The organism is Azoarcus sp. Soil_N_20, from assembly GCF_057656155.1.
Window position 1 is genome coordinate 31,647 of the sequence record NZ_JBDGKX010000012.1, and the last position, 22,860, is coordinate 54,506.

The following is a 22,860-nucleotide window of genomic DNA, read 5'->3' on the forward strand; positions in this document are numbered from 1 at the left end:
CGACCTTGCACCCCGTGTCCCGTCTGCCGCTCGTTTCCCATACCGACCCCGATGCCGTCATCGCCCGCCGCCACGGCGAGGCGATCAGCCTGCGCCGCTTCCTCGCCGATATCGAACGGGTCGGGGCCATGCTGCCGGCCACCGGCCATGTCCTCAACGTGTGCACCGATCGCTATCACTTCGCGGTCGGTCTCGCCGCCAGCATGGTATCGGGCAGGGTCAGCCTGCTGCCCTCGACCTACACCCCCGACACTCTGCGCCATCTTGCCGCCTTCGCCCCCGATTGCCAGGTACTGACCGACGGCGACAGCACCCGGTTTTCGCTGCCTGCGGTGGCCTTTCCCGCGCTGTGCCGGGCCGACGAGCTCCCCGCCGCGATGCCACCGGTGCCCCGACTCGATCCCGCGCAACTGGTGGCCTGGGTGTTTACCTCCGGCTCCACCGGCGCCCCGGTTCCGCACCGCAAGACCTGGGGCCGTCTGGTGACCAACGTGTGCGCGGAGGGCATCGCGCTCGGGCTCGACCACACGCGGCCGGCCACGCTGGTCGGCACCGTGCCGCCGCAACACATGTACGGCTTCGAATCCACCGTGCTGGTGGCGTGGCAAAGCGGCGTGGCATTCGACGCCGGACGCCCATTCTATCCGGCCGACATCGCCGCCACCCTGGCACGCACGCCGGCACCGGCGGCCCTGATCACCACCCCCTTCCACCTGCGTACGTTGTTCGACGAAGGTGTCGCGCTGAGCCCGGTGGAACTGGTCGTGTCGGCGACCGCACCACTCCCGACGGAACTCGCGCGCGAAGCCGAGGCACGCCTGGGCGCCCCGCTGCTGGAGATCTACGGCAGTACCGAAACCGGCCAGATTGCCACCCGGCGGAGCGCCCTCACCACCGAATGGACGCTGTTTCCCGGCATCCGGCTCGACACGCGTGATGGGCAGACGTGGGCCGACGGCGGCCACATCGAGGTCGCGGTGCCGATGTCGGACGTGATCGAGCAGGTCGACGCACGACGCTTCCTGCTCAAGGGGCGCCACGCCGACCTGATCAACATCGCCGGCAAGCGCACCTCACTCGGCCACCTCAACCAGCAACTGCTCGGCATCCCCGGAGTGCGCGACGGCGGCTTTCACCTGCCCGACGGCGAACGCGACGGCCACGTCACCCGGTTGGTCGCCTTCGTCGTCGCCCCCGGCCTCACCGAGGTCGAACTTCGCGCCGCCCTGCGCGAGCGCATCGACACCGCCTTCATGCCGCGCCCGCTGATCTTCCTCGACGCGCTGCCACGCAACGCCACCGGCAAGCTGCCGCGCGAAACCTGCGAGGCGCTGCTGCAGGCCCATTTCGCGCACAAGGCGGCCGACGCCGGAGGGACGGGCAGGTGAGCGCCGGCCGTTGCGCGCTGGAGGTCGCCGCCGACCACCCGGCATTCGCCGGCCATTTCCCGGGCCGCCCCATCGTTCCCGGCGTGGTTCTGGTCGACGCCGCCGCGCGCGCAATTGCCGCAGCGTTCGGCCTCGACCACCCGTGCTGGCAGCTCGGCAGCGTCAAGTTCATGCGCGCGGCCGGCCCCGGCGAGCCCCTGTGGCTGAGCTGGAAGACGCCCACCGCCAGCGGCGCGATCGCCTTCAGCATCGACACCGCCGGCCAGCCGGTGGCCAGCGGCACGCTCACGCCGCGCCCGTCGCTCCGCCAGGGCGCTGCATGAGCGTGCGGTCGACGCCGGAACGGCACGCCAGCCGCCCGTCGGCGGCCGAATGGGCGCGCCGTCCCGAACGCAGCAACATGGCCATGCTGCGCCTGATGGGCTGGGTTTCGCTGCGCCTCGGACGACCGGCCGGGCGTCTGATACTGCACCTGGTCGCGGCCTACTTTCTGGTGTTCTCACCGGCCGCGCGACGCGCGTCGCGCGCCTATCTGTCGCGCGCCCTGGGACGTCCGGTGCGGCTCGCCGATGGCTACCGCCATGTGTTCAGTTTCGCCGCCACCATCCACGACCGCGTTTACCTGTACAAGGACCGCTTCGACCTGTTCGACATCCGCGTCGAAGGTGGCGAACTGATCCACGACCAACTGGCCGGCGGACGCGGCGCGCTGTTGTTCGGCGCACATATCGGCAGCTTCGAGGCGATCCGCGCCGTCGGCCGGACCCAGCCGAAGATGGACATCGTGCTCGCGATGTACGAGGACAATGCGCGCAAGATCAACGCCATGCTCGCGGCGCTCAATCCCGCCGCCCGCCCCGAAGTGATCGCGCTCGGCCGACTCGACGCGATGCTCAAGGTCCATGCCCGGCTGGCCGAGGGCGCAATCGTCGGCGTGCTCGCCGACCGCAGCCTGGGCAACGAGCCCCGGCTGCCGGTACCCCTGCTCGGCAGCCCGGCCGCGCTGCCGGTCGGTCCCTTCCGCATGGCCGCGATGCTCGGCGCCCGGATCATCTTCATGGCCGGTCTCTATCTCGGCGACAACCGCTATACCATCCGCTTCGAGCCGATCGCCGATTTCAGCAGGGTGCGGCGCGATCAGCGCGAAGCCGCCATCCGTGCCGCGATGCAGGCCTATGCGGCGGCGCTCGAGCGCTGCTGCCGCGAGGCCCCGTCGAACTGGTTCAACTTCTTCGATTTCTGGAACGATTTCGGCTCGAACGGAGACACATCCAAATCATGACCGGCCGCTGCCTGCTCCTGCTGGTTGCGCTCCTCACCGGATCCGCCCACGCCGCGGGCTGGGATCTCGCCCAGCTGATGCGGACCCTGGCCGGCAATGCCGGCGGCACGGTGCGCTTCGTCGAAACCCGCTACCTCGCCATCCTCGACCAGCCACTGACGGCCACCGGCGAACTGGTCTATATCGCCCCGGCACGGCTCGAACGCCACACCGAGACACCGCTGCGCGAATCCATGGTGCTCGATGGCGACACCCTCACCCTCAGTCGCGAAGGCAAGACCCATACGCTGCGCCTGCGCGATTACCCCGAAGCCGCCGCCTTGATCGACAGCATCCGCGCCACCCTGGCAGGCGATCGCGCCGCGCTCGAGCGCACCTATGCACTGTCGCTGGCCGGCACTGCCGCGCAGTGGACGCTCGACCTGCTGCCCTCGGATCAGGCGGTGGCCAAGGTAGTGCTGCGCATCCGGGTCAGTGGCAGCCAGGGCGAGGTGCGCGGCGTCGAGATCTTCCAGACCGACGGCGACCGTTCGGTGATGCGCATCGAGCCGCCCCGCCGATGATGGCGCGACGACGCCTTATCGCCTTCGCCCTGTGGCTGGTCATGGTCGGCGTCCTTGCCGCCATCGTCAGCCGCGCCAGCTTCACCGCCGACATGTCGGTGTTCTTGCCCCGCAGCCCGACCCCCGAGCAGCAGTTGCTGGTCGACCAGCTGCGCGACGGCATGGTGTCGCGCCTGACCCTGATCGGACTGTCCGGCGGCAGCGCGGCCGACCGCGCACAGGTCTCGCGCCGCGTCGCCGCGCGCCTGCGCGCGGACACCCGCTTCGCCGCGGTCAACAATGGCGAGCCGGTTCATCTCGATGCCGACCGGCGTTGGCTGTTCGACAACCGTTACGCGCTGAGCCCGGGGGTGAACGCCGAGCGCTTCAGCATGGACGGCTTGCGGAGCGCCCTGCAGGACACCCTGAACCTGCTCGCCTCCCCTGCCGGACTGCTCGCCAAACCGCTGGTCACCCGCGACCCCACCGGGGAGCTGATCACCCTGCTGAACGGGCTCGAAACCGCTGCACAGCCGGGGCTCGACGGCGACGTGTGGGTGTCGCGCGACGGCCAGACCGCGCTCCTGCTGGCCCTTACCCGGGCCTCCGGCGCCGACATCGACGCCCAGGAAACGGCGATGAACGCGATCCGCAGCGCCTTCGACGAGGCCCGCGCCGACCTCCCCGGGGGCCCCCGTCTCGCGCTCGGCATGACCGGCCCGGGCGTGTTCTCGGTACAGTCGCGGGACACCATCAAGTCCGAAGTCACCCGCATTGCCGCCATCGGCAGCGTACTCATCATCAGTCTGCTGCTGATCATCTACCGCTCGCTGCCGGTCCTCCTGCTCGGGCTGCTGCCGGTGGTGACCGGCGCCCTGGCCGGCATCACCGCCGTGAGCCTCGGGTTCGGCGTGGTGCACGGGCTCACCCTCGGTTTCGGCACGACGCTGATCGGCGAGGCGGTCGACTATTCGATCTATCTGTTCGTGCAGCGCGGTCGCGGCAAGGACGGAGCCGATGCTGGTCTCGAGACGTTCTGGCCGACGATCCGTCTCGGCCTGCTGACCTCGGCCTGCGGTTTCGTCGCGCTGCTGGCTTCGGGCTTTCCCGGCCTCGCGCAGTTGGGGCTGTATTCGCTCGCCGGCCTCGTCACCGCCGCACTGGTGACCCGCTTCCTGCTGCCGTCGATGCTGCCGGCCGATTTCAGGCTGCGTGACGTGACCCCGCTCGGGCGCCGCCTCGGCCGCCTGGTCGCGGCGTCCACCCGCCTGCGCTGGCTGGTGATCACGCTGGCGCTCAGCAGTCTGGCGCTGATCACGATCCAGCGCCACGCGATCTGGAACAGCGAACTGCTCGCGCTGAGCCCGGTGTCTGCTGCCGACCAGGCACTCGACATGCGCCTGCGCAGCGAGCTCGGCGCCCCCGACGTGCGCTACCTGATCGTGGTCGACGGCGCCGATACCGAGGCCGCACTGCAGTCCGCCGAAGCTCTCGCGCCTGCGCTCGACCGCTTGCAGGCGGCCGGCCACATCGCCGGCTGGGACAGTCCTGCCCGCTATCTGCCCAGCCGGGCCACCCAGCAGACACGGCTCGCCAGCCTGCCGGCGCGTGAAGCGCTCGCCAGCCGATTGCAGGATGCGAGCGCCGGTTTGCCGCTGAGCGCCCGCCGGCTCGTCCCCTTCCTCGACGACGTCGATGCCGCACGCCGGCGCCCCGCGCTCACCCGGGCGTCGATGGAGGGCACCTCGCTCGCCCTCGCAGTCGATGCGATGCTGCTCGAAACGGCCCACGGCGTCCGCGCCCTGCTGCCCCTGCGCGCGCCCTTCGACGGCCGTCAGGCCCACCTGATCGACGCCGGCGCAGTCCGCGCCGCACTTGCCGCCGCACCGCCGCCCGCCGGCGACGAGCCCCCCCTGTTCCTAGACCTCAAACACGAATCCGACGCGCTGTATGGTGGCTATCTGAGCGAGGCGATCCAGCTCTCGCTCGGCGGCGTTCTCGCCATCCTCGTGCTGCTGCTGGTATTTCTGCGCCGGCCGATGCGGGTGGTGCGCATCGCGCTGCCGCTGGCCGCGGCCATCCTGGTCGTGGTCGCGGCCCTGACCCTGGCCGGCAAGCAATTGATCCTGCTCCATCTGGTCGGATTGCTGCTGATCGTTGCGGTCGGCTCGAACTATGCCCTGTTCTTCGACCAGGGCGAAAACGACTCCGCCCCGCCCACCCCGCTGACGCTGGCCTCGCTGCTGTTCGCCAACCTCACCACGGTCGCCGGATTCGGCCTGCTGGCCTTTTCCGAGGTCCCGGTGTTGCAGGCGATCGGCATCACCGTCGGCCCCGGCGCGGTGCTCGCGCTGGTGTTCGCGGCCATGCTCAGCCGCCGCGCCCGGCTTCCCCAGCCTGCGCGCTGAACCGCCGCACGGCCGCCCTCCCGCCCATGGCACTCAACACCCTTGCCCTGCACGCGACCCCCGGCGCGATCGCGCCCGAGGTGCTGGTGCTGCTCGCCGGCGCCTACGACAAACCGGACGATTTCCTCGCGGCCGGGTTCGACACCGCGCTGCAGGCAAGCGGCCGGGCCGTCGATCTGATCCTGGTCGAAAGCGATCTCGCCGCCGTGTGCGACGGCAGCCTCAGTGCGCGCCTCGAGGACGAAATCCTCGCCGGTGCACGCAGCGCCGGTTACCAGCGCATTCTGACCGGCGGCATCTCGATCGGCGGCATCTCTGCATTGATGCACGCCGACCGTCATCCCGGGGGCAGCGACGGTCTGGTCCTGATCGCGCCCTACCCGGGCAACCGCAGCATCACCCGCGTGATCGAGCAGGCCGGCGGACTTGCCGCCTGGCTGGCGGACGGCGATTACGCAGCCAATGACGAACGTAGTGGCTGGCGTGCGCTGCAGCGCTGCGGCCGGCGGCGGACCCCGCCGGTGTGGCTAGGCTACGGTCGCGACGATCGCTTTGCCGGTGCGCACGCGATGATGGCGGCCGTGCTCGACGAGGCCGTCGTCATCGACGGCGGACACGACTGGCCGACCTGGCTGCGCCTGTGGCAGCGCTATCTGGACTGCAGCAGATCGCAGGAGTAAGTCTCCTCCCGGGTACAATCGCGCCATCATGAAGACGCCGCCCATCGGCCGCCCGTGGCGGCCCTCCCCCCTGATCGCCGCCGCCTCGGTCATCCACCCGGGTGCGCTCGCCGCCTGGCTGGTGTGGCCGCAGAGCTGGCCATGGGGCCTGGCCGCGATCCTCGCCAGCCATGTCGCGCTCACCGCAGCGGGGCTGTGGCCGCGCAGCCGGCTGCTCGGGCCCAATCTCACCCGGCTGCCGTCAGCCGCCACCATACGCCGGGAAGTCGCCCTCACCATCGACGACGGCCCGGAGCCGGCGGTGACCCCGGCCGTGCTCGATCTGCTCGATCGCTACCACGCGCGCGCGAGCTTCTTCTGCATCGGCGAACGGGCCGCTGCGCACCCCGCGCTGGTCGCCGAGATCGTGCGCCGCGGGCACACCGTGGAGAACCACTCGCACGGTCATCGCCACCATTTTTCGCTGTTCGGTCCGACCCGCATCCGCCGCGACCTCGAGCAGGCGCAGACCGTACTTGGCGCGCTGGCCGGCAGTACGCCGCATTTTTTTCGTGCCCCCGCCGGCCTGCGCAACCCCTTCCTCGAACCGGAGCTGGCCCGCCTCGGGCTGCACCTGGCAAGCTGGACGCGACGCGGCTTCGACACCCGCGAGGGCAACCCGGACAAGGTGCTCGCCCGCCTCACCGGCAAGCTCGCCGCCGGCGACATCCTGCTGCTCCACGACGGCCATGCCGCGCGCAGTCCGGACGGCCGACCGGTGATCCTCGATGTCCTGCCCGCGCTGCTCGACGCGCTCCGCGCCGCCGGCCTCCAACCCGTCACCCTTCGCCAAGCGCTGCAATGAATTCGTCCTTCCGCAAGCGGCTGCTCGATGCCGCCACCGTTCCTTATCGCCGGGCCGGGCATTTCGCCTGGCACTTCGCCCGCGGCAAACTCGGCCGCGACCCGGTATTCTTCAGCCTGCTCGCCGACGGCGCCTTCCCGCCCACGGCGCGGATCGTCGATCTTGGCTGCGGCCAGGGTCTGCTGTCGAACTGGCTCACCGCCGCCGCCCGGCTGCACGAGGCCGGCGACTGGCCGCCGGAGTGGCCGCCCGCTCCGCGGCTCGAGGCCTATCGCGGCATCGAACTGATGCCGAAGGACGTCGATCGCGCCCGCCCGGCGTTGCCGCCCGGCGCCATGGTCGAACAGGGCGACATCCGTGATGCCGCGCTGGGCGCAGTGAACGTCGTGGTCATCCTCGATTCGCTGCACTACATCGAACCTGCCGCGCAGGACGTCGTGCTCCTGCGCGCACGCGACGCGCTCGCCCCCGATGGCACCCTGATCATGCGCGTCGGCGACGCCGCCGCCGGCCTGCCCTTCGTGCTGTGCAACTGGGTCGACCGCATGGTGACCGCGGTGCGCGGCCACCGCCTCGGCACGCTCCATTGCCGGCCGGCGGCGGAATGGCAGCGCGCGCTCGAGCAACTGGGCTTTCGCGTCAGGCCGCAGGCGATGGATGCCGGCACGCCATTCGCCAACACCCTGCTGCTGGCGCGGTTAAACGCGTGAGTCCGGGCCAGTTTGTTAGAATCCGTTCATATTCCTTCGGATCGGTGCGTTGAACCCCCTGCTCATATCCTGCTACACCGCGACCAGCTGCATCGGCACCGGGCTGACCGCCACCCGCGCGGCACTCGCCGACTGCCGCAGCGGGTTGCGCCGTTGCGATTTCGAAACCGTCGCCCTCGACACCTGGATCGGACGGGTACCCGAGCTGGAGGACGTCGTGCTGTCGCCGGCACTCATCGATTATGACTGCCGCAACAACCGTCTGGCCTTGCTCGGCCTGATGCAGGACGGCTTCATCGATGCGGCGATCGATGCTGTGCACCGTTACGGCGCGCAACGGGTCGCGGTACTCCTCGGCACCAGTACTTCGGGCATCCTCGAAACCGAACTGGCCTATCGCCATCGCGATCCGGCCAGTGGCGCATTGCCGGCGGACTTCCACTATCGCGGCAGCCACAACATTTTCTCGGTCGCCGAGTTCGTGCGCCATGCGATCGGGGCGAGCGGGCCAGCCTGGGTCATTTCGACCGCCTGCTCCTCGAGCGCCAAAGTTTTTGCCAGTGCGGCCCGCCTGCTCGAAACCGGCCTGATCGACGCGGCCATCGTCGGCGGCGTCGATTCGCTGTGCCTGACCACCTTGTACGGCTTCAACTCCCTCGAACTGGTCGCGCCCGAGCCCTGCCGGCCGTACGATCCGGAGCGCAGCGGCATCTCGATCGGCGAAGCGGCAGCCTTTGCCCTGCTCGAACGGCCGCCGGCCGCGATCCCGGACGCTGCGATCCTGCTCGCGGGCTACGGCGAATCCAGCGATGCCCATCACATGTCCTCCCCTCATCCGCAGGGGCTGGGCGCGCGGATGGCAATGGAACAGGCCCTCGCCGGCGCCGGCTTGAGCCCGGCGCAGATCGACTACATCAACCTGCACGGCACCGGCACGCGCGGCAACGACAGCGCCGAGGGCCTCGCGGTCAAGACCTTGTTCGGCCACTCCCCCGCATCGAGCTCGACCAAGGGTGCCACCGGCCACGCCCTGGGCGCCGCCGGCGGACTGGAGGCGGTGTTCTGTGCGCTGGCCCTGAACGACGGCCTGATTCCCGGCAGCGCGGGCACCCGAACCCTGGATCCGGCCATCGACATCGATTATCGCATCCGGTCGCAACGCGCCCCGCTGCGCCACGTGCTGTCGAATTCGCTCGGCTTTGGCGGCACCAATTGCAGCCTCGTATTCGCGCGATCCGGTCACGGAGTGGCGCCATGACGACCAGCCGTATCCCGCTGTCGGCCGCGATCCGCGCGGTCGGATTGATCGGTCCCGGCTTCGACGACTGGCCGGCCGCCCGTGCCGTGCTGGCCGGCGACACCCCGTGGACGCCGGCAGCCACCCGCATCCCCAGCCCCAGCCTGCTGCCGCCGGCCGAACGGCGCCGCGTCGGCGCGGTGGTCAAACTCGCCGTCAGCGTCGGCCTGCAGGCGGTAGACGCCGCCGGCGCAGAGGTCGGACAACTGGCGACGGTGTTCGCGTCCGCCGGGGGCGACGGAGCCAACTGCCATGCGATCTGCGAGGCCCTGGCCGGCGCCGACCGGCTGATCTCGCCAACCCGCTTCCACAATTCGGTCAATAACGCCGCATCCGGCTACTGGGGCATCGCCAGCGGGGCGATGGCGACCTCGACCATCATCTCGGCCTATGACGGCAGTTTCGCCGCCGGCCTGATCGAAGCCCTGGCCCTCACCCACAGCCTGCAGCAGCCGGTGCTGCTGGTGGTATACGACCATCCCTACCCCGAGCCGCTGGCCGCCACCCGCAAACTGTACGACGCCTTCGGCGTGGCCCTGCTGCTCGACCCGCACACCACTGCCAGCGCGCGCGTGCACCTCGAGGGCCTCACCGTGGCGGCCTCCGACCCCCTGGCCGATGCCGCGCTCGACACCGTGCGGCGCGGGATTCCCACCGCCCGCAGCCTGCCCCTGCTCACGCTGCTGGCCCAGGGCCGCAGCGGCCGGGTGGTGCTCGACTACCTCGACGACGCCCGACTGGCAGTGGAACTGCGCCAGTGAGGCCGGCGCTGCCCGACCGCGCCTGGATTGCCGCACACATTCCGCACCAGGGCAGCATGTGTTTGCTCGATGCGGTCGAGTCGTGGGATGCGGAGCACATCCGGTGCACCACCCTGAGCCACCGCAGCGCCGACCATCCCTTGCGTGCCGGCGGCCGGCTCGGCGCACTGAACGGCATCGAGTACGCGGCCCAGGCGATGGCGGTGCACGGCGCGCTGCTCGCCGGCGACGGCGCCCCGACCGCCCCCGGGTTTCTCGGCAGCGCGCGCAGTGTCGAATGCCTGGTCGAGCGCCTCGACGACATCGTCGAGCCGCTGACGATTGCCGCCGAACGCCTTTCGGCCGACGAACGCACCCTGCTCTACGCGTTCACCATCGCCGCCGGCGAACGCCCGCTGGTGCGCGGACGGGCCGCGGTGGTACTCGCAGGCACGCCCCCTCCTCCCTGATCCAGGACCATTCATCATGACCCTACGCGCCCTCGTCAGTGGTGGCAGCGGCGGCATCGGCCGCGCCATCTGCCACCGCCTTGCCGCCGACGGCTACGCCGTGCTGGTACACGCCAACCGCCGGCTCGACGCCGCCGAAGAAGTGGCCGCATCGATCCGCGCCGCAGGCGGCGCCGCCGCGGCGATCGCCTTCGACCTCACCGATGCCGGTGCAACCGCGACCGCGGTCGACGCCATCCTCCCCGACGGCCCGGTCCAGGTCCTGGTGAACAACGCCGGGATCCACGACGACGCCGTGTTCCCGGGCATGTCGGCACAGCAATGGCACGGCGTGATCGACGTCAGCCTCAACGGCTTCTTCAACCTGACCCAGCCGCTGACCCTGCCGATGATCCGCACCCGCTGGGGCCGGATCATCAACATCACCTCGGTCGCCGCGCTGGCCGGCAACCGCGGGCAGGTCAATTACGCCGCGGCCAAGGGCGCGCTGCACGCGGCCACCAAATCGCTCGCGCTCGAACTGGCCAGCCGCGGTATCACCGTCAATGCGGTGGCGCCGGGCATCATCGGCACCGCCATGAGCGAGGGCAGTTTCGACGCCGAGGCGATCGCTCGCCTGGTGCCGATGAAGCGCGCCGGACGCGCCGAGGAGGTGGCCGACCTGGTCGGCTTCCTCGCCTCGAGGGAGGCGGCCTATATCACCGGCCAGGTGATCTCGATCAACGGCGGCATGCGGTGAGCGCACGATGAGCACGGCGGTGCAATCGCTGACCGCAGCCAGCGTGCACCAGACCGAAGCGCTGCTGTTCTTCACCCTGCTGCAACTGGCGCTGATCGTCCTCGCCGCGCGCGCCGGGGGCGAGCTCGCGCTCCGGCTGGGGCAATCGTCGGCAGTCGGCGAGATTGTCACCGGCATCGTGCTCGGCCCCTCGCTGTTCGGCTGGCTGGCGCCGGAGCTGTTCGACCTGGTGTTTCGCAGTGCCCCGTCGGAGCCGATGCAGATCCTGTCGCAGATCGGACTGTTGCTGCTGATGTTCCAGATCGGGCTGGAGTTCGACTTCGGCCACCTGAGCGAACGCAAACACCGCAACACCGTGGTGTGGGTGGCCGGTGCGGGACTCCTGCTGCCCTTCGTGCTGGGGTTCGGCTTTGGCTGGCTGGCCACGCCGCTGCTGCCCGCGGGGGTGGACCGGCTGAGCTCGGGGCTGTTCATCGCCACCGCGTTTTCGATCACCGCCCTGCCCATCCTCGGCCGCATCATGATCGAGTTCCAGCTCACCCGCACCGCACTCGGCGTGATCGCGATCAGCGCCGCGGCGATCAACGACGTGGTCGGCTGGATGCTGCTCGCGCTGGTCTCCACGCTGGCCGTGTCGCAGCTCGATCCGCTCGCCTTCCTGAGCAAAGTCGCCCTGGTGCTGGTCTTCTTCGTGTTCAGCTGGGTGGTGGTGCGCCCGCTGGCCAAGGGGCTTGTGCGGCGCGCCCGGCCGGGCCGCGGACGCCTGCCGCCCAATCTGCTGGGGATCATCCTGGCACTGATCTTCGGCGCCGGCATGACCACCTACCAGCTGGGTATCTTTGCGATCTTCGGCGGCTTCCTGATGGGGGTGATCCTGCACGACGAGCACGGCCTGCGCGACGCCTGGAACACCCGCGTCGGCCACTTCGTCACCGTGTTCTTCCTGCCGATCTTCTTCACCTACACCGGCCTGCGCACCGACATCGGCAGTCTCGACAGCCTTGCCGACTGGGGCTGGTGCGCGCTGGTGGTCGCACTCGCCACCATCGGCAAGTTCGGCGGCTCCTACCTCGCCGCCCGGCGCTGCGGCCTCGGCCATCACGAGGCGGGCATCCTCGGCGTGATGATGAACACCCGCGCGCTGATGGAACTGGTGGTGATCAACGTCGGCTACGATCTCGGCGTGATCTCGCAGCAGGTGTTCACCATGCTGGTGATCATGGCCATCTTCAGCACCGTGGTGACCACCCCCAGCCTGCGCCGGTGGCTGCCGAAAATCGGCCATCCGCTGCCGTCGGCGGTGCGGGAGTGAGGGTCGAAATGACGAGTCGCCCGAGCAATGCGCCACAGCGCCGTGGCGCATTGTCGTGCTACCGTGATCGCCCCCAACGCCACCATCCGGACCCTGTCTTCGACCATGAATCTGAAGCCGCGCTTCCTGATTCTCACCGCCGCCCTGATCCTGCTCGCCTCGACCGCGGCGTGGTTCGCCTTCCAGCGCATTGCCGAAGGCATCATCGAACAATGGGGCGTACGCCTGGCCGAAACCCAGGTGCGCTACGACAGCGCACGGCTGCTGCAGCCGCTGAGCCGCGAGATCGCGCTGTCGAAGCAGATGGCCAACTCGCAGGTGATCCGGCGCTGGGCGCTGAAACCCGATGACCCTGCGCGCGAACGCGAGGCAATCGCCGAGATGGAGAGCTTCCGGCGCAACTTCCAGGACGGCAGCTATTTCGTTGCGCTCAAGGATTCGGGCGCCTACTACCACAACAATTCGAAGGACGAGTTCGCCGGACGCCCGCTGCGTTACCACCTGAAAGCGGACAATCCGGCCGATAACTGGTTCTACCAGATCATCCGCCAGGGCCGCGACTTCCATCTCAACGTAAACCCCGACGTGGAGTTGGGCGTCACCAAGCTGTGGATCGACGTGCTGATCCGCGACGGCGACCGGATCCTCGGCGTGGTCGGCACCGGCCTCGAGCTCGACCGCTTCATCCGCGACGTGGTCCGCGTCGCCCAGCCCGGCATCACCACGCTGTTCGTGGACCACAACGGTGCCATCCAGCTGTACCGCGATCCGCGCTACATCGATTTCGCCAGCATCGTCAAACGCGAAGGCGAGAAGAACACCATCGACCGCTTGCTGGACAAGGACGTCGACCGCGAACACCTGCGCGCGGCGATGGCGGAACTGGCGGGCGACGCACGCGGCGCCACCGGCGATGCCCGGGTCGCGAGCCGCTTCGTCACCGTCGAAGGCAAGCGTTACCTGGCCGGCATCGCCTACCTGCCGGAAATCGACTGGTACGAGATCACCCTGCTCGACCTCGCCGTACTGATGCCGGTGCACAGTTTCGCGAGCGTGCTGATCATCTTCGCCTCGACCCTGCTGGTGGCGTTGCTGCTGTTCAACTACGTGCTCAACCGCCTCGTGCTCAACCCGGTGGCTGCGCTGGAAACCGCCATGCTGCGGGTGCGCGACGGTGACCTCACCCCGGTCGCTCTGCCCCGCGGGGCGGGCGAAATCGGTCGCCTGATCGCCCGTTTCGACGCCATGTCCGAATCGGTCGGCAGCCACACCCGGGATCTGGAAGCCCGCGTGGCCGAGCGCACCGAGGCCCTGCACCGGCTCGCCAGCGTGGACGCGTTGACCGGCCTGCTCAATCGCCGTGGACTCGGCGCACGCCTTGCCGAGGAGATCAGCCGCGCCCAGCGCGAACACCACAGCTTCGGCCTGATCTGGATCGATATCGACCTGTTCAAGGAGATCAACGACTATCTGGGCCATGCGGTCGGCGATGAAGCACTGACCGCAGTGGGACGTCTGCTCTCGAGCAGCATCCGGCCCTACGACTGCGTCGCCCGCTGGGGCGGCGACGAGTTTCTGGTCCTGCTGTCACCGTGCGACCACGACATCCTCGCGGGACTGGGAGAGCGCATTCGCGCCGGCGTCGAGAGTGACATCGAACTGCCCGAGGAAACCGGAATCACGGTCAGCATCGGTGCCTGCCTGGCCCGCCCCGGCGAGCCCCTCGAAGCCATCCTTCACCGCGCCGATCAGGCGCTGTACGCGGCCAAGGCCGAGGGCCGCAATCGCCTGTGCATTGCCGGCGACACGGTGATGGAAGCGGCATGATGCTACCGGACACCCTCCGCGGATTCAGTCCGATCCACGCAGGCGGCGCCAGACCAGCACCGGCAGGCGGCGCAGGAAGCCCGCAAACAAACGGGTATGCATCCACGACAGCAACAGGTTGTCGCGCACGTAGTTGAAGTGCGATACCCCGCCCTCGTCAGCACGGAAGTACTTGACCGGGGCATCGATGTTGATCGGCCGCACCCCGCGCCAGGCAAGCCGCACAACCGCTTCCGGATCGAAGTCGAAACGCCGCATCCAGGTGTGCTTCTCCATCACCTCGCGCAGGGCCTGGACCGGGTACACCCGGAAGCCGTACAGCGAGTCACCGATGCCTATCCACAGGGTCTCGAGATTGGCCCAGGCATTGGACAGCTTGCGCCCGCGCACCCGGAGCAGCGGCGCGCTGGCATCGAATACCGGCCTGCCGAGCACCATGCACGCCGGCTCGGCCATGGACGCCGCCATGAAGTGCGGAATCAGGTCCACCGGATGCTGACCGTCCGAGTCCATCGTCAGCACATGGGTGAAACCGCGCCGTGCGGCCTCGTCCAGCCCGTGCAGCACCGCAGCGCCCTTGCCACGGTTTTCCGGAAGGACGAAGACCTGCAAGCCTTCATCCGCCGCGGCCATGGCCTGCAGCTGCGCGGTCGAGCCGTCGGTACTGCCATCGACGACGACCCACACCGGGTTCCACTGCGCACGCGCGCCCAGCACGGTGTCGTACACCTTGGATCCGGGGTTGTAGCTCGGGATCAGCACCACATGGGTGGAGGACGGCGGACTGGTCATGGAGGAGAAGGAACTCCGGCGGCCGACGCGGCCTGGGTTGCGACGGCGGTGGACGGGGGCGGTACGAGTTCGGCACGCGCGAGCTCTTCGCCGAAACAGGCTTCGAGTTCGGCGCTGAAAGACGCCGCGTCCGTGGGCGGCGTCAGGCGCGGACCGAGGCGGACGCGGTAACGGATAGGCATCGGCGGGCGGCGAAACAGCGGCCAGCCCTTGGACAGATAGGCCGAGTCGGTCTCGATGATGATGACCTGGACCGGCACCTTGGCGCGGCGCGCGATCAGGGCCATGGTCGGCATGATCTCATTGACCGGGTAACGCACGGTCCGGGTGCCCTCCGGAAACATCAGCAACTGACTGCCATCGGCCAGTTCGTCGCACGCGGCATAGACCATCTGCAGCGGACGGGCATTGGGAATGTAGCGCGCCAGCCGGCTGCCGCCCCCCAGAAAGGGATTCTTCATCAACGCCGCTTTCATGATGCAAGCCACATTGGGCAGACGGGCGATCACCATCACCGCATCGAGCAGGCAGGGATGATTGGGGGCGAGGATCATCGGCCCCTGGTCGCGCAGTTCATCGAGCGCCGAAATATCGAAATGACATGCACCGAGTGCACCGAGCAGCCGCAGGTAGAGGCGGAATATGGCGGTGATCGCGCGTCGCCCGAGTGTCCGCCCCCGCCCTTCGGGCATGAACGGATGGAGCACGGCAGCGACCAGGGACCAGCCCAGGCACAGCACTCCGAGCGCGCCCAGCCCGGCATACAGACAGAAATACTCATAAATCGCCGGAAACCGACGTGGTGGCGTCGACGTAGTCAAATCAGTCGTCCACCATGACTTTTTGCGACGATTCGCCGATCACCCAGGCGATCGCCACCCCGGCTGCCCAGGCATGGTGGCGCTCGACCAGCGGACTGTCGGCAAAGGCCGCGCCGCGCAAGATGTCGTAGCGCACGAAGCTGCCGACCCAATAGCGGTCGAAGCGTTTGGAGAGCGCCGCGATGAACTGGGTGCCCGAATAGCCGCCCGAGGCCTTGAAGGCCGGGCGTCCGGGGAGCGCGAACTCGGGCTCGACGTCGTAGAAATACCGATGTTGGCGGGTATTGGCGTAGATCGGCCCCGCCATCATCCCCAGGTTCCAGCCCGAATGACCGAAGGGGTCGAGATCGAGGTTGATGAACGGGGTGAAGGTCACGCCGACGTGCTTGACCGCGCCCCTGACCGTGTACGCCGCACGCACCGGCAGCCGCAGGTCGACCCGGGCCTGGCGTGAGCTCGAACGCCACAGATTGAACTCGAGCGAGGGGCCGATCTCCACCGTGGGGTCGAGGTCGGGCATGCCGCGGCGCGCACCGTTTCCGTCGCTGTCCACCGGCAGCGACGCGGCCAGACTGATATTGAGCTGAACCCGGTCGCTGTCGAAGAAGATGCTGCGGATGCCGTCGCGGTCGGCCTTGAAGAACTCGCCGCGATACACGAAGTAAGGCACCGGCAGGCCATGTACGCGCTGATGGTCGGAGCCCCGGTAGTCGGGAAAGGCCACCGCACCGACGCCGAGGCCAAGCTCCCACAGCGGCTTCTCCTCGGCGCCATGCACAGGCAGCGCGGATGCCGCCGCAAGGAGCGCGGCCGCAGTGGCGCGAGCAAGCGAATGTGTTTTCATGTCGATGATCCTTGAACCGGGTGTCCGCCACTGGCTTCGATTTCGACCAGCAGGTCGGCGCGGCAGACATCGGCCTGAACATAGCAGACCCCCGCATCATCGCCGAGCGCGGCGCACACCTCGGCGCGGACCGCGGGCAGATCCTGCGCGCGGCGGACATAGACCAGGCAGCAGAGATCGGCCACGGTGGCACCGCACGCCGTCGCCACCCGATTCGCCTCGTTGAGTACACTCCCGATGTTGACCAGGGTTTCGCGCGTCTGCGCGGCGACGTCCGCGGGATGCAGGGTGCGATGGCCGACGATGCTCGCGGTACCGGAGATGAACAACAGCTCCTGGCCGGCCAGGCAGGCCACCGCGGCACGCGAGAACGTCGGACTGCGCGGGCCGTAGTCGGCAGGATAATGATAGGCGCTGACCTGGCGCGGGTTTTCCACCGCTTCGAGCGCGCTGCGGGTGGCAAAGAAACCGATCTCCAGCGCGCCGCCATCGACCCCGAGCGCACTGGCCGCCGGCACCCGGCCGGTCAGCTCGCGCCCGCAGGCCGCGAACGCATCCTGGCGCCCGATGTTGAACTGGCGATAGCGCTCGACGCCGTTCTCGATCTCGTTGATTCGGGGCAGGTAGTTCCACACCCGCAGCAAGGCGGGAAACCCGGCCTTGCCGAGCGCAGCGAACAGCTCGCGGTAGGCGTGCGCGGCCGCCTGCTGCAGCGCGCTGACGCCATCGGAGGAACGGAAGCCGGACTCGTCCACCGCGACCGTACCGAACATCAGCTCATCGCTGTAACGGTAGCGAACGCAACCGTGCGTCCCCGAGGCAAGCGGGCGGTCTGCCACCCACAGCGCCCGCCACGGCCGCGCCGGCGACAGGGTCGGCACCCGCACCCGCAGACACGGCGGATCGTCGTCCGCCCCCCCGGCCGCGCCGAAACGGAGCTCGCCCAGGATCCGCGCCGGGTCCACTGTTGCGGGGAGTCCGCCATCGAGCGCGAGCGGCCACAACAACTGCAACGGTCCCGCTGCCCTCATCCGTGCGCCGCCATCCCGGCATCGTCGACCGGCTGGATGTTGCGCCGGCGGCGGCGCTGAGCGGCCCAGGTGCGCGGCAGATGGCGCAGCGCCGAGAGGTAGTACACCGCCTTGAACGCCAACAACGAGGACCAGATCGGCGTTTTGCCGTAAATGTCGCCCGCGAGCAGCGACAGCAGCGCCTCCTTCATCCGCAACCGGTTGCGCGGCCCCATGAACAGGTCGCGCATGGTCGGACTGGTCATGCGGTAGATGAACCAGGAGAATTCCTTGGGGCCGTGGCGGATACTCTTGTCGAAACGGGCCATCGCGGTCTGCGTGCGGGCGGGCTCGCGCAAGCAGGTATCGACCGCCTCGGCGCCGAAGAAGGCGCTCTGCATCGCCAGCATGACCCCCGACGAGAACACCGGGTCGATGAAGGCAAAGGCGTCGCCCAGCAGCACGTAGCGCGGCCCGTGGGTATGGTCGGTGGTGTAGGAGAAGTTGCCGGTCGCTTCCACCGGCGACACCCGGTGCGCATCCCGGAGGCGCTCGACCAACGGCGGGCACATCGCGATGGTGTCGTCGAGGAAGGCCTCCATCGAACGGCCGTCCCGCTGCTTCATGTAATACGGCCAGGTCACCGCGCCCACGCTGGTCGCCCCGTCGGACAGGGGAATGAACCAGAACCAGCCGTGCTCGAACCAGTAGATGGTGATGTTGCCTTCGGCACAGCCCTCGTGACGTCGCGCACCGGAAAAGTGCGCATACATCGCCGAGCTGTTGTGCTTGGGGTTGCGGTGCTTGGCGCGCATGCGGTTGGCGATGAAGGTGTCACGTCCCGAAGCATCGATCACGAACGCGGCCTGCCAGCGTTCGCTCCGGCCGTCGTCGTATTCGGCATTCACGGTGACGCCGTCGGCATGGAAATCGACGTCCTTCACCCGGCACCCCTCGATCACCCCGGCGCCCTTGCGTGCCGCATTGCGGATCAGGATATGGTCGAACTCGGAACGCCGCACCTGATAGGCGTAGGGCATGGACTTGTCCCACGCGTCGGCGAAGTCGAAGCGCTGCTGGCCCTCGTGCTGCGGCGACACGAACTCGGCCGAATACTTGCGGATCCCGATGTCGCGAATCTCGTCGGCGACCCCAAGTTTCTCGAACAGGGGCAGGTTGGCGGGCAACAGCGACTCGCCGATGTGAAAGCGCGGATGGCGCGCCTTCTCCAGCACGGTAACGCGATGCCCCTTTTCGGCGAGCAGCGCAGCCACGGTCGCACCGGCAGGACCGCCACCGATCACGAGGACGTCACACACCCGGGAGGGCGACGAAATAGCACTAGTATTCACGGCAGGATCACCATCGGGGGACAAAAGCACGGGCGCCATGGCGCAGCCCGCGCGGCGGGGGGCTGCCTCAAGCTGCGGACTATACCGTAGCCGTCCGGGCAACGGAATTGCGTGGCGTCAAAGCCGGGTCGATTGCCGCCGCCGGGCGCTCGCCGTGGCCGCCATCGCCGCCCCCTGCGACGGTACCGCTCGCCACACCACGGACGAAACCGGGTCTCGTCCGCCGATTGCGCCCCCCCCGATTAAGGGGCACCATTTCGGACTTTCGACCCTCGGTCCCGCCCATGCGCCCCGCCCGTGCCCTGATCGACCTCGACGCCCTCCGCCACAACTACCGGCTTGCCCGCGAGCGTCATGGCGGACGTGCCCTCGCCGTGATCAAGGCCAATGCCTACGGGCATGGCGCGGTGGCCTGCGCACGGGCACTCGACACCGAAGCGGATGGCTTCGCGGTGGCGTTTGTTGACGAAGCGCTCGAACTGCGCGCCGCCGGCATCACCCGGCCGATCCTGCTCCTCGAGGGTGTGTTCGAGCCCGAGGAACTGGACGAGGTCGTTCGCCATGCCCTGTGGACCGTGGTGCACCACGACGCCCAGATCGACATGATCGAACGCCGGGCGCTGGCGCAACCCGTGCATGTGTGGCTCAAGCTGAACACCGGAATGAACCGCGCCGGCTTCCTGCCCGCTGCGGCCCGCGCCGCCTGGCAGCGGCTGCACGACAGCGGCAAGGTCGCCGAATGCACACTGATGACCCATTTCGCCCGCGCCGACGAGCCCGAGGTCATCGCCACTGCGGAGCAGATCCGGATCTTCGACGCGGTCACCCGCGACCTTCCCGGCGCACGCAGTCTCGCCAACTCGAGTGCGATCCTGGGCTGGCAGCAGTCGCACCGCGACTGGGCCCGGCCCGGCATCCTGCTCTACGGCGCCGACCCGATGCCGGGAGAGGGCCACGGCCTGCAGCCGGTGATGAGTCTTGAAAGCCGGATCATGGCCGTGCGTGACATCGCGCCGGGCGCGCCACTGGGCTATGGCGCCCGTTTCGTCGCCGGACGCCCGACCCGGATCGGTCTGGTGGCAATGGGCTACGCCGATGGCTACCCGCGCACGGCGCCCGAAGGCACGCCGGTCGCCGTCGACGGGCAGCGCGCGCCTCTGATCGGGCGGGTGTCGATGGACATGCTCACGGTGGATCTGACCGATCTGCCCGGCAGCGGAATCGGTAGCCCGGTGGAACTGTGGGGCAGGCAGATCCCGATCAACCGGATCGCGGCAGCGGTCGGCACGATTTCCTACGAACTGCTGTGCAATGTGAAGCGGGTACGGTTCGAGTATCGGGGCTGAAGCCCGCGCACCCGACCGACGCCCGGCAGCAGGTGACGTCGGTCAGGAATGCGTCGGGCGGCTTATTCGCGCACCCGGTCGATGCTCAGAACGACCCCTGTTGCATCGGGCGCGAGGCCGTCCACACGGCCCTCGAGATCGCCCGGTCGCGCCATCACGTCGCCCGACTTCGAGACCCGCACCGCCACCGCGAGCTGTGCCGGCAAGGGTGCATCGCCGGTCATCTGCGGCACACCGTCGAAACTGAAATCGAGCGGTACCTCGTTGCCCTTGAAGCGCAGCGCCGCGATCGGCGGCCCGCCGGTGCCGCTGCGCACGAATACGAACACGGTGTCGTCCGCGCCCACCCGGTCGCGCAGTGCCGCCGCGACCTCGAGCCGCCCGGCCAGTTTCAGGCTGGCGCCTGCTGCCGACGGGGGCGTGATCGGCTGCGCCGGAGCCGCTGTTGCCGGCGCCTCCGCCAACAAGGGCAGCCCGCCCTTGCCACGTGCTTCGTTGATGCTCTCGAGCAGGGTACGGGCGATATCCTGGCCCGGCGGCACCCGCGCCAGGATGCGCTCCCAATGCGCGGACGCCGCGGCGTAATCGCCACGCTGATAGGCCGCGGTGCCCGCGAGCGCGAGGGCCTTGGTGTGATCGGGATCGAGCGCGAGCGCGCGGGCGACCAGCCCCTCGGCCTCGCCGAGGAGGGAACCGTGCTGGGCGGCGACCACATCGGCCCAGTCGGCAATCACGTCGGCATTGTCCGGGACCAGCTCCGCGAGGCGGGCATAGGCCTTGGACGCCTCCGGGTAGTTCTCCAGCACCAGCCAGGAGCGGGCGAGCATGGCCCAGCCCTCGACGTTGTCAGGCTCCTTCTCGAGACGGGCAACCAGGCTCCCGACCATCTCCTGCACCTGCGCTGCGGTGAACCCCTGCTGGCCGGCGACCTTCTGCGGATCCAGTGCGTCGGGGGTGCCGACCGCCAGATAGCCCATGACTGCTAGCACGGGCACGCCGAGGCCGACCGCCACGGCCCAGCCGCGCGCCGGGCGAGCCTGTACCGACGCGGCCATCACCTGCCCCTCGTCGAGCGCGCGGCGTTCGAGTTCCTCGCGCCCGAGCGCATACGCCTGGTCGTCGACGCGGCCCGCGGCACGGTCGGCATCGAGATCTGCCAGTTGCTCGCGCAGCACGCTCAGCGCACTCGCGGCCTGCTGGGCATCAGCGGAAGCGGGCGTCGTGCGGGCGATCCGGCCCCGACCCAGCAGCGGCGGCAACACAAGGAGCAGCGCGCCGGCCACCAACAGGCCGGCAACAACAAGAAAGGTGATCACGAACGGGACTCCTCGGCGGACGGTGTGTCCGCGGCGACGGGCTGATCGCCCGCCAGCAGTGCTTCGGCGCGGGCGCGCTCGGCAGCGGTCAGATGGCTCTCGGCGGCGGCTTCGGCCGTACGCCGACGCAGGCGAAAGACCAGCCAGCCCGCCCCGGCAAACAGCAGCAGCGCGGGGCCACCCCACAACACCAGGGTGGTGGCCTTGAGCGGCGGCTGATAGAGCACGAAGTCGCCGTAGCGCTCGACCAGATAATCGAGCACGTCATCCTTGTCCTTGCCCGCGGCAAGCTGCTCGCGTACCTGATTGCGCAGATCGATGGCGAGCGGCGCATTGGACTCGGCAATCGACTGGTTCTGGCACACCAGGCAACGCAGCTTGTGCGACAGTTCGAGCACTTCCGCTTCGAGCGCCGGATCGGCAACCACCGGCGTCGCAGTGCCCGGCTCGGTCGCCGCGTGCCCCGCAACCGGCAGCATCAGCGCCAGACAGGCCGCGAACAGGGGCCCCAGCAGGTAGCGGGGGAGTATGGGGTGGTCAGCTCGCACGCTTGAGTTCCTCGATCTTCGGGATCAGCACCTTTTGCAGGTTGTCCGGGGTCACCGGACCGATGTGCTTGTAGCGGATACGGCCATCGCGATCGATGAGAAAGGTCTCGGGCACGCCATAGACCCCGAAATCGATCCCCACCCGGCCGTCGATGTCGAGCACCGACAACTGGTATGGATCGCCGTGCGTCTTCAGCCAGCCACGGGCACGCTCGATCGCGAGGCCGGTTTCTGCCTCGAGCGCCATCGCGCGCGCATCTAGCCCGCCATCGCCGCGCACTTCCTTGTAGTTGAGGCCGACGATCGGCACGATGTCGCGCCGCGCAAGCTCGACCAGCACCGGATGCTCCTGGCGACAGGCCACGCACCACGACGCCCAGACATTGAGCAGCCACACCTTGCCGCGCATCTCGTCGAGCGTGAAGGTCTGCGCCGGCTGGTCGAGCCGCGCCAGGCGGAAGGCCGGCGCCGCCTTGTCGATCAGTGGCGACGGCACCTCACGCGGGTTGAGGCTGAGGCCGAAACCGAGAAAACCGACCAGCAGCAGGAAAAGAACGAGCGGAACCAGAAACTTTGCTTTCATGAACGATAC

Annotated in this window: 23 protein-coding genes; 15 read left to right on the forward strand and 8 right to left on the reverse strand. The window is 68.9% G+C overall.

All coding sequences use genetic code 11. The features are described 5' to 3' along the window. Window positions 1-14: 14 nt before the first annotated feature. The 14 genes from AC3A35_RS20650 to AC3A35_RS20715 are packed head-to-tail and all read left to right on the forward strand — an operon-like array spanning window position 15 to window position 14,239. The gene (locus AC3A35_RS20650) at window positions 15-1,388 is read left to right on the forward strand and encodes an AMP-binding protein (protein WP_487438204.1); all 1,374 of its coding nucleotides are present in this window, start codon (window positions 15-17) and stop codon (window positions 1,386-1,388) included. Then, window positions 1,385-1,711 (forward strand): ApeI family dehydratase, encoded by a 327-nt coding sequence (locus AC3A35_RS20655; RefSeq protein ID WP_487438205.1) that lies wholly within the window; start codon window positions 1,385-1,387, stop codon window positions 1,709-1,711. Before AC3A35_RS20650 ends, AC3A35_RS20655 begins: the two co-directional genes overlap by 4 nt. Next, the gene (locus AC3A35_RS20660) at window positions 1,708-2,670 is read left to right on the forward strand and encodes a lysophospholipid acyltransferase family protein (protein WP_487438206.1); all 963 of its coding nucleotides are present in this window, start codon (window positions 1,708-1,710) and stop codon (window positions 2,668-2,670) included. Before AC3A35_RS20655 ends, AC3A35_RS20660 begins: the two co-directional genes overlap by 4 nt. Continuing rightward, window positions 2,667-3,233: a LolA-related protein gene (locus tag AC3A35_RS20665; protein WP_487438208.1), complete on the forward strand. Its 567-nt coding sequence runs from the start codon at window positions 2,667-2,669 to the stop codon at window positions 3,231-3,233. Before AC3A35_RS20660 ends, AC3A35_RS20665 begins: the two co-directional genes overlap by 4 nt. Continuing rightward, window positions 3,230-5,620 carry an MMPL family transporter gene (locus AC3A35_RS20670; RefSeq protein WP_487438209.1) on the forward strand — a complete coding sequence of 797 codons (2,391 nt, stop codon included), beginning with the start codon at window positions 3,230-3,232 and terminating at the stop codon, window positions 5,618-5,620. Before AC3A35_RS20665 ends, AC3A35_RS20670 begins: the two co-directional genes overlap by 4 nt. A 26-nt stretch (window positions 5,621-5,646) precedes the next feature. Then, window positions 5,647-6,300, forward strand: coding sequence for an alpha/beta hydrolase (locus tag AC3A35_RS20675; RefSeq protein ID WP_487438210.1), 654 nt, complete (start codon window positions 5,647-5,649; stop codon window positions 6,298-6,300). 28 nt (window positions 6,301-6,328) lie between these two features. Beyond that, on the forward strand, window positions 6,329-7,144 hold the full coding sequence (locus AC3A35_RS20680; RefSeq protein WP_487438211.1) for a polysaccharide deacetylase family protein: 816 nt from the start codon (window positions 6,329-6,331) through the stop codon (window positions 7,142-7,144). Then, complete coding sequence (locus AC3A35_RS20685; protein ID WP_487438212.1) at window positions 7,141-7,854, forward strand: class I SAM-dependent methyltransferase; 714 nt, start codon at window positions 7,141-7,143, stop codon at window positions 7,852-7,854. Before AC3A35_RS20680 ends, AC3A35_RS20685 begins: the two co-directional genes overlap by 4 nt. 49 nt (window positions 7,855-7,903) lie before the next feature. After that, window positions 7,904-9,112 (forward strand): beta-ketoacyl-[acyl-carrier-protein] synthase family protein, encoded by a 1,209-nt coding sequence (locus tag AC3A35_RS20690; protein ID WP_487438214.1) that lies wholly within the window; start codon window positions 7,904-7,906, stop codon window positions 9,110-9,112. Further along, a complete protein-coding gene (locus AC3A35_RS20695; RefSeq protein WP_487438215.1) occupies window positions 9,109-9,912 on the forward strand; it encodes a beta-ketoacyl synthase chain length factor in 804 nt (267 codons plus the stop codon). The genes AC3A35_RS20690 and AC3A35_RS20695 overlap by 4 nt, the downstream gene beginning before the upstream one ends. Continuing rightward, a complete protein-coding gene (locus AC3A35_RS20700; protein ID WP_487438217.1) occupies window positions 9,909-10,361 on the forward strand; it encodes a hotdog family protein in 453 nt (150 codons plus the stop codon). The genes AC3A35_RS20695 and AC3A35_RS20700 overlap by 4 nt, the downstream gene beginning before the upstream one ends. A 16-nt stretch (window positions 10,362-10,377) precedes the next feature. After that, window positions 10,378-11,100, forward strand: coding sequence for a 3-oxoacyl-ACP reductase FabG (gene fabG, locus AC3A35_RS20705; RefSeq protein WP_487438218.1), 723 nt, complete (start codon window positions 10,378-10,380; stop codon window positions 11,098-11,100). 7 nt (window positions 11,101-11,107) lie between these two features. Beyond that, complete coding sequence (locus AC3A35_RS20710) at window positions 11,108-12,412, forward strand: cation:proton antiporter (protein WP_487438219.1); 1,305 nt, start codon at window positions 11,108-11,110, stop codon at window positions 12,410-12,412. A 27-nt stretch (window positions 12,413-12,439) separates the two neighbouring features. Continuing rightward, complete coding sequence (locus AC3A35_RS20715; protein ID WP_487438220.1) at window positions 12,440-14,239, forward strand: GGDEF domain-containing protein; 1,800 nt, start codon at window positions 12,440-12,442, stop codon at window positions 14,237-14,239. 24 nt (window positions 14,240-14,263) lie between these two features. Here AC3A35_RS20715 and AC3A35_RS20720 read toward each other — a convergent pair whose 3' ends face one another. Genes AC3A35_RS20720 through AC3A35_RS20740 form a run of 5 tightly spaced genes read right to left on the reverse strand, consistent with a single transcriptional unit; the run spans window position 14,264 to window position 19,058 of the window. After that, entirely contained in the window at window positions 14,264-15,031 is a 768-nt protein-coding gene (locus AC3A35_RS20720) for a glycosyltransferase family 2 protein (protein WP_487438221.1), read from the reverse strand. Further along, window positions 15,028-15,852 carry a lysophospholipid acyltransferase family protein gene (locus AC3A35_RS20725; protein WP_487438222.1) on the reverse strand — a complete coding sequence of 275 codons (825 nt, stop codon included), beginning with the start codon at window positions 15,850-15,852 and terminating at the stop codon, window positions 15,028-15,030. The genes AC3A35_RS20720 and AC3A35_RS20725 overlap by 4 nt, the downstream gene beginning before the upstream one ends. A 1-nt stretch (window position 15,853) precedes the next feature. Next, window positions 15,854-16,696: a MipA/OmpV family protein gene (locus AC3A35_RS20730; RefSeq protein ID WP_487438223.1), complete on the reverse strand. Its 843-nt coding sequence runs from the start codon at window positions 16,694-16,696 to the stop codon at window positions 15,854-15,856. After that, window positions 16,693-17,727 carry a chorismate transformation FkbO/Hyg5 family protein gene (locus tag AC3A35_RS20735; protein ID WP_487438224.1) on the reverse strand — a complete coding sequence of 345 codons (1,035 nt, stop codon included), beginning with the start codon at window positions 17,725-17,727 and terminating at the stop codon, window positions 16,693-16,695. Before AC3A35_RS20735 ends, AC3A35_RS20730 begins: the two co-directional genes overlap by 4 nt. Continuing rightward, on the reverse strand, window positions 17,724-19,058 hold the full coding sequence (locus AC3A35_RS20740; RefSeq protein ID WP_487438226.1) for an NAD(P)/FAD-dependent oxidoreductase: 1,335 nt from the start codon (window positions 19,056-19,058) through the stop codon (window positions 17,724-17,726). Before AC3A35_RS20740 ends, AC3A35_RS20735 begins: the two co-directional genes overlap by 4 nt. A gap of 284 nt (window positions 19,059-19,342) precedes the next feature. Between AC3A35_RS20740 and alr the strand changes: the two genes are divergently transcribed. Then, window positions 19,343-20,404 carry an alanine racemase gene (gene alr, locus AC3A35_RS20745; protein ID WP_487438227.1) on the forward strand — a complete coding sequence of 354 codons (1,062 nt, stop codon included), beginning with the start codon at window positions 19,343-19,345 and terminating at the stop codon, window positions 20,402-20,404. Between the two features lie 62 nt (window positions 20,405-20,466). Here the strand turns inward: alr and ccmI are convergent, their stop codons facing one another. The 3 genes from ccmI to AC3A35_RS20760 are packed head-to-tail and all read right to left on the reverse strand — an operon-like array spanning window position 20,467 to window position 22,851. Beyond that, the gene (gene ccmI / locus AC3A35_RS20750; protein ID WP_487438228.1) at window positions 20,467-21,720 is read right to left on the reverse strand and encodes a c-type cytochrome biogenesis protein CcmI; all 1,254 of its coding nucleotides are present in this window, start codon (window positions 21,718-21,720) and stop codon (window positions 20,467-20,469) included. After that, window positions 21,717-22,268, reverse strand: coding sequence for a cytochrome c-type biogenesis protein (locus AC3A35_RS20755; RefSeq protein WP_487438229.1), 552 nt, complete (start codon window positions 22,266-22,268; stop codon window positions 21,717-21,719). The genes ccmI and AC3A35_RS20755 overlap by 4 nt, the downstream gene beginning before the upstream one ends. Next, window positions 22,258-22,851: a DsbE family thiol:disulfide interchange protein gene (locus AC3A35_RS20760; RefSeq protein WP_487438230.1), complete on the reverse strand. Its 594-nt coding sequence runs from the start codon at window positions 22,849-22,851 to the stop codon at window positions 22,258-22,260. Before AC3A35_RS20760 ends, AC3A35_RS20755 begins: the two co-directional genes overlap by 11 nt. Between the last annotated feature and the right edge of the window lie 9 nt (window positions 22,852-22,860).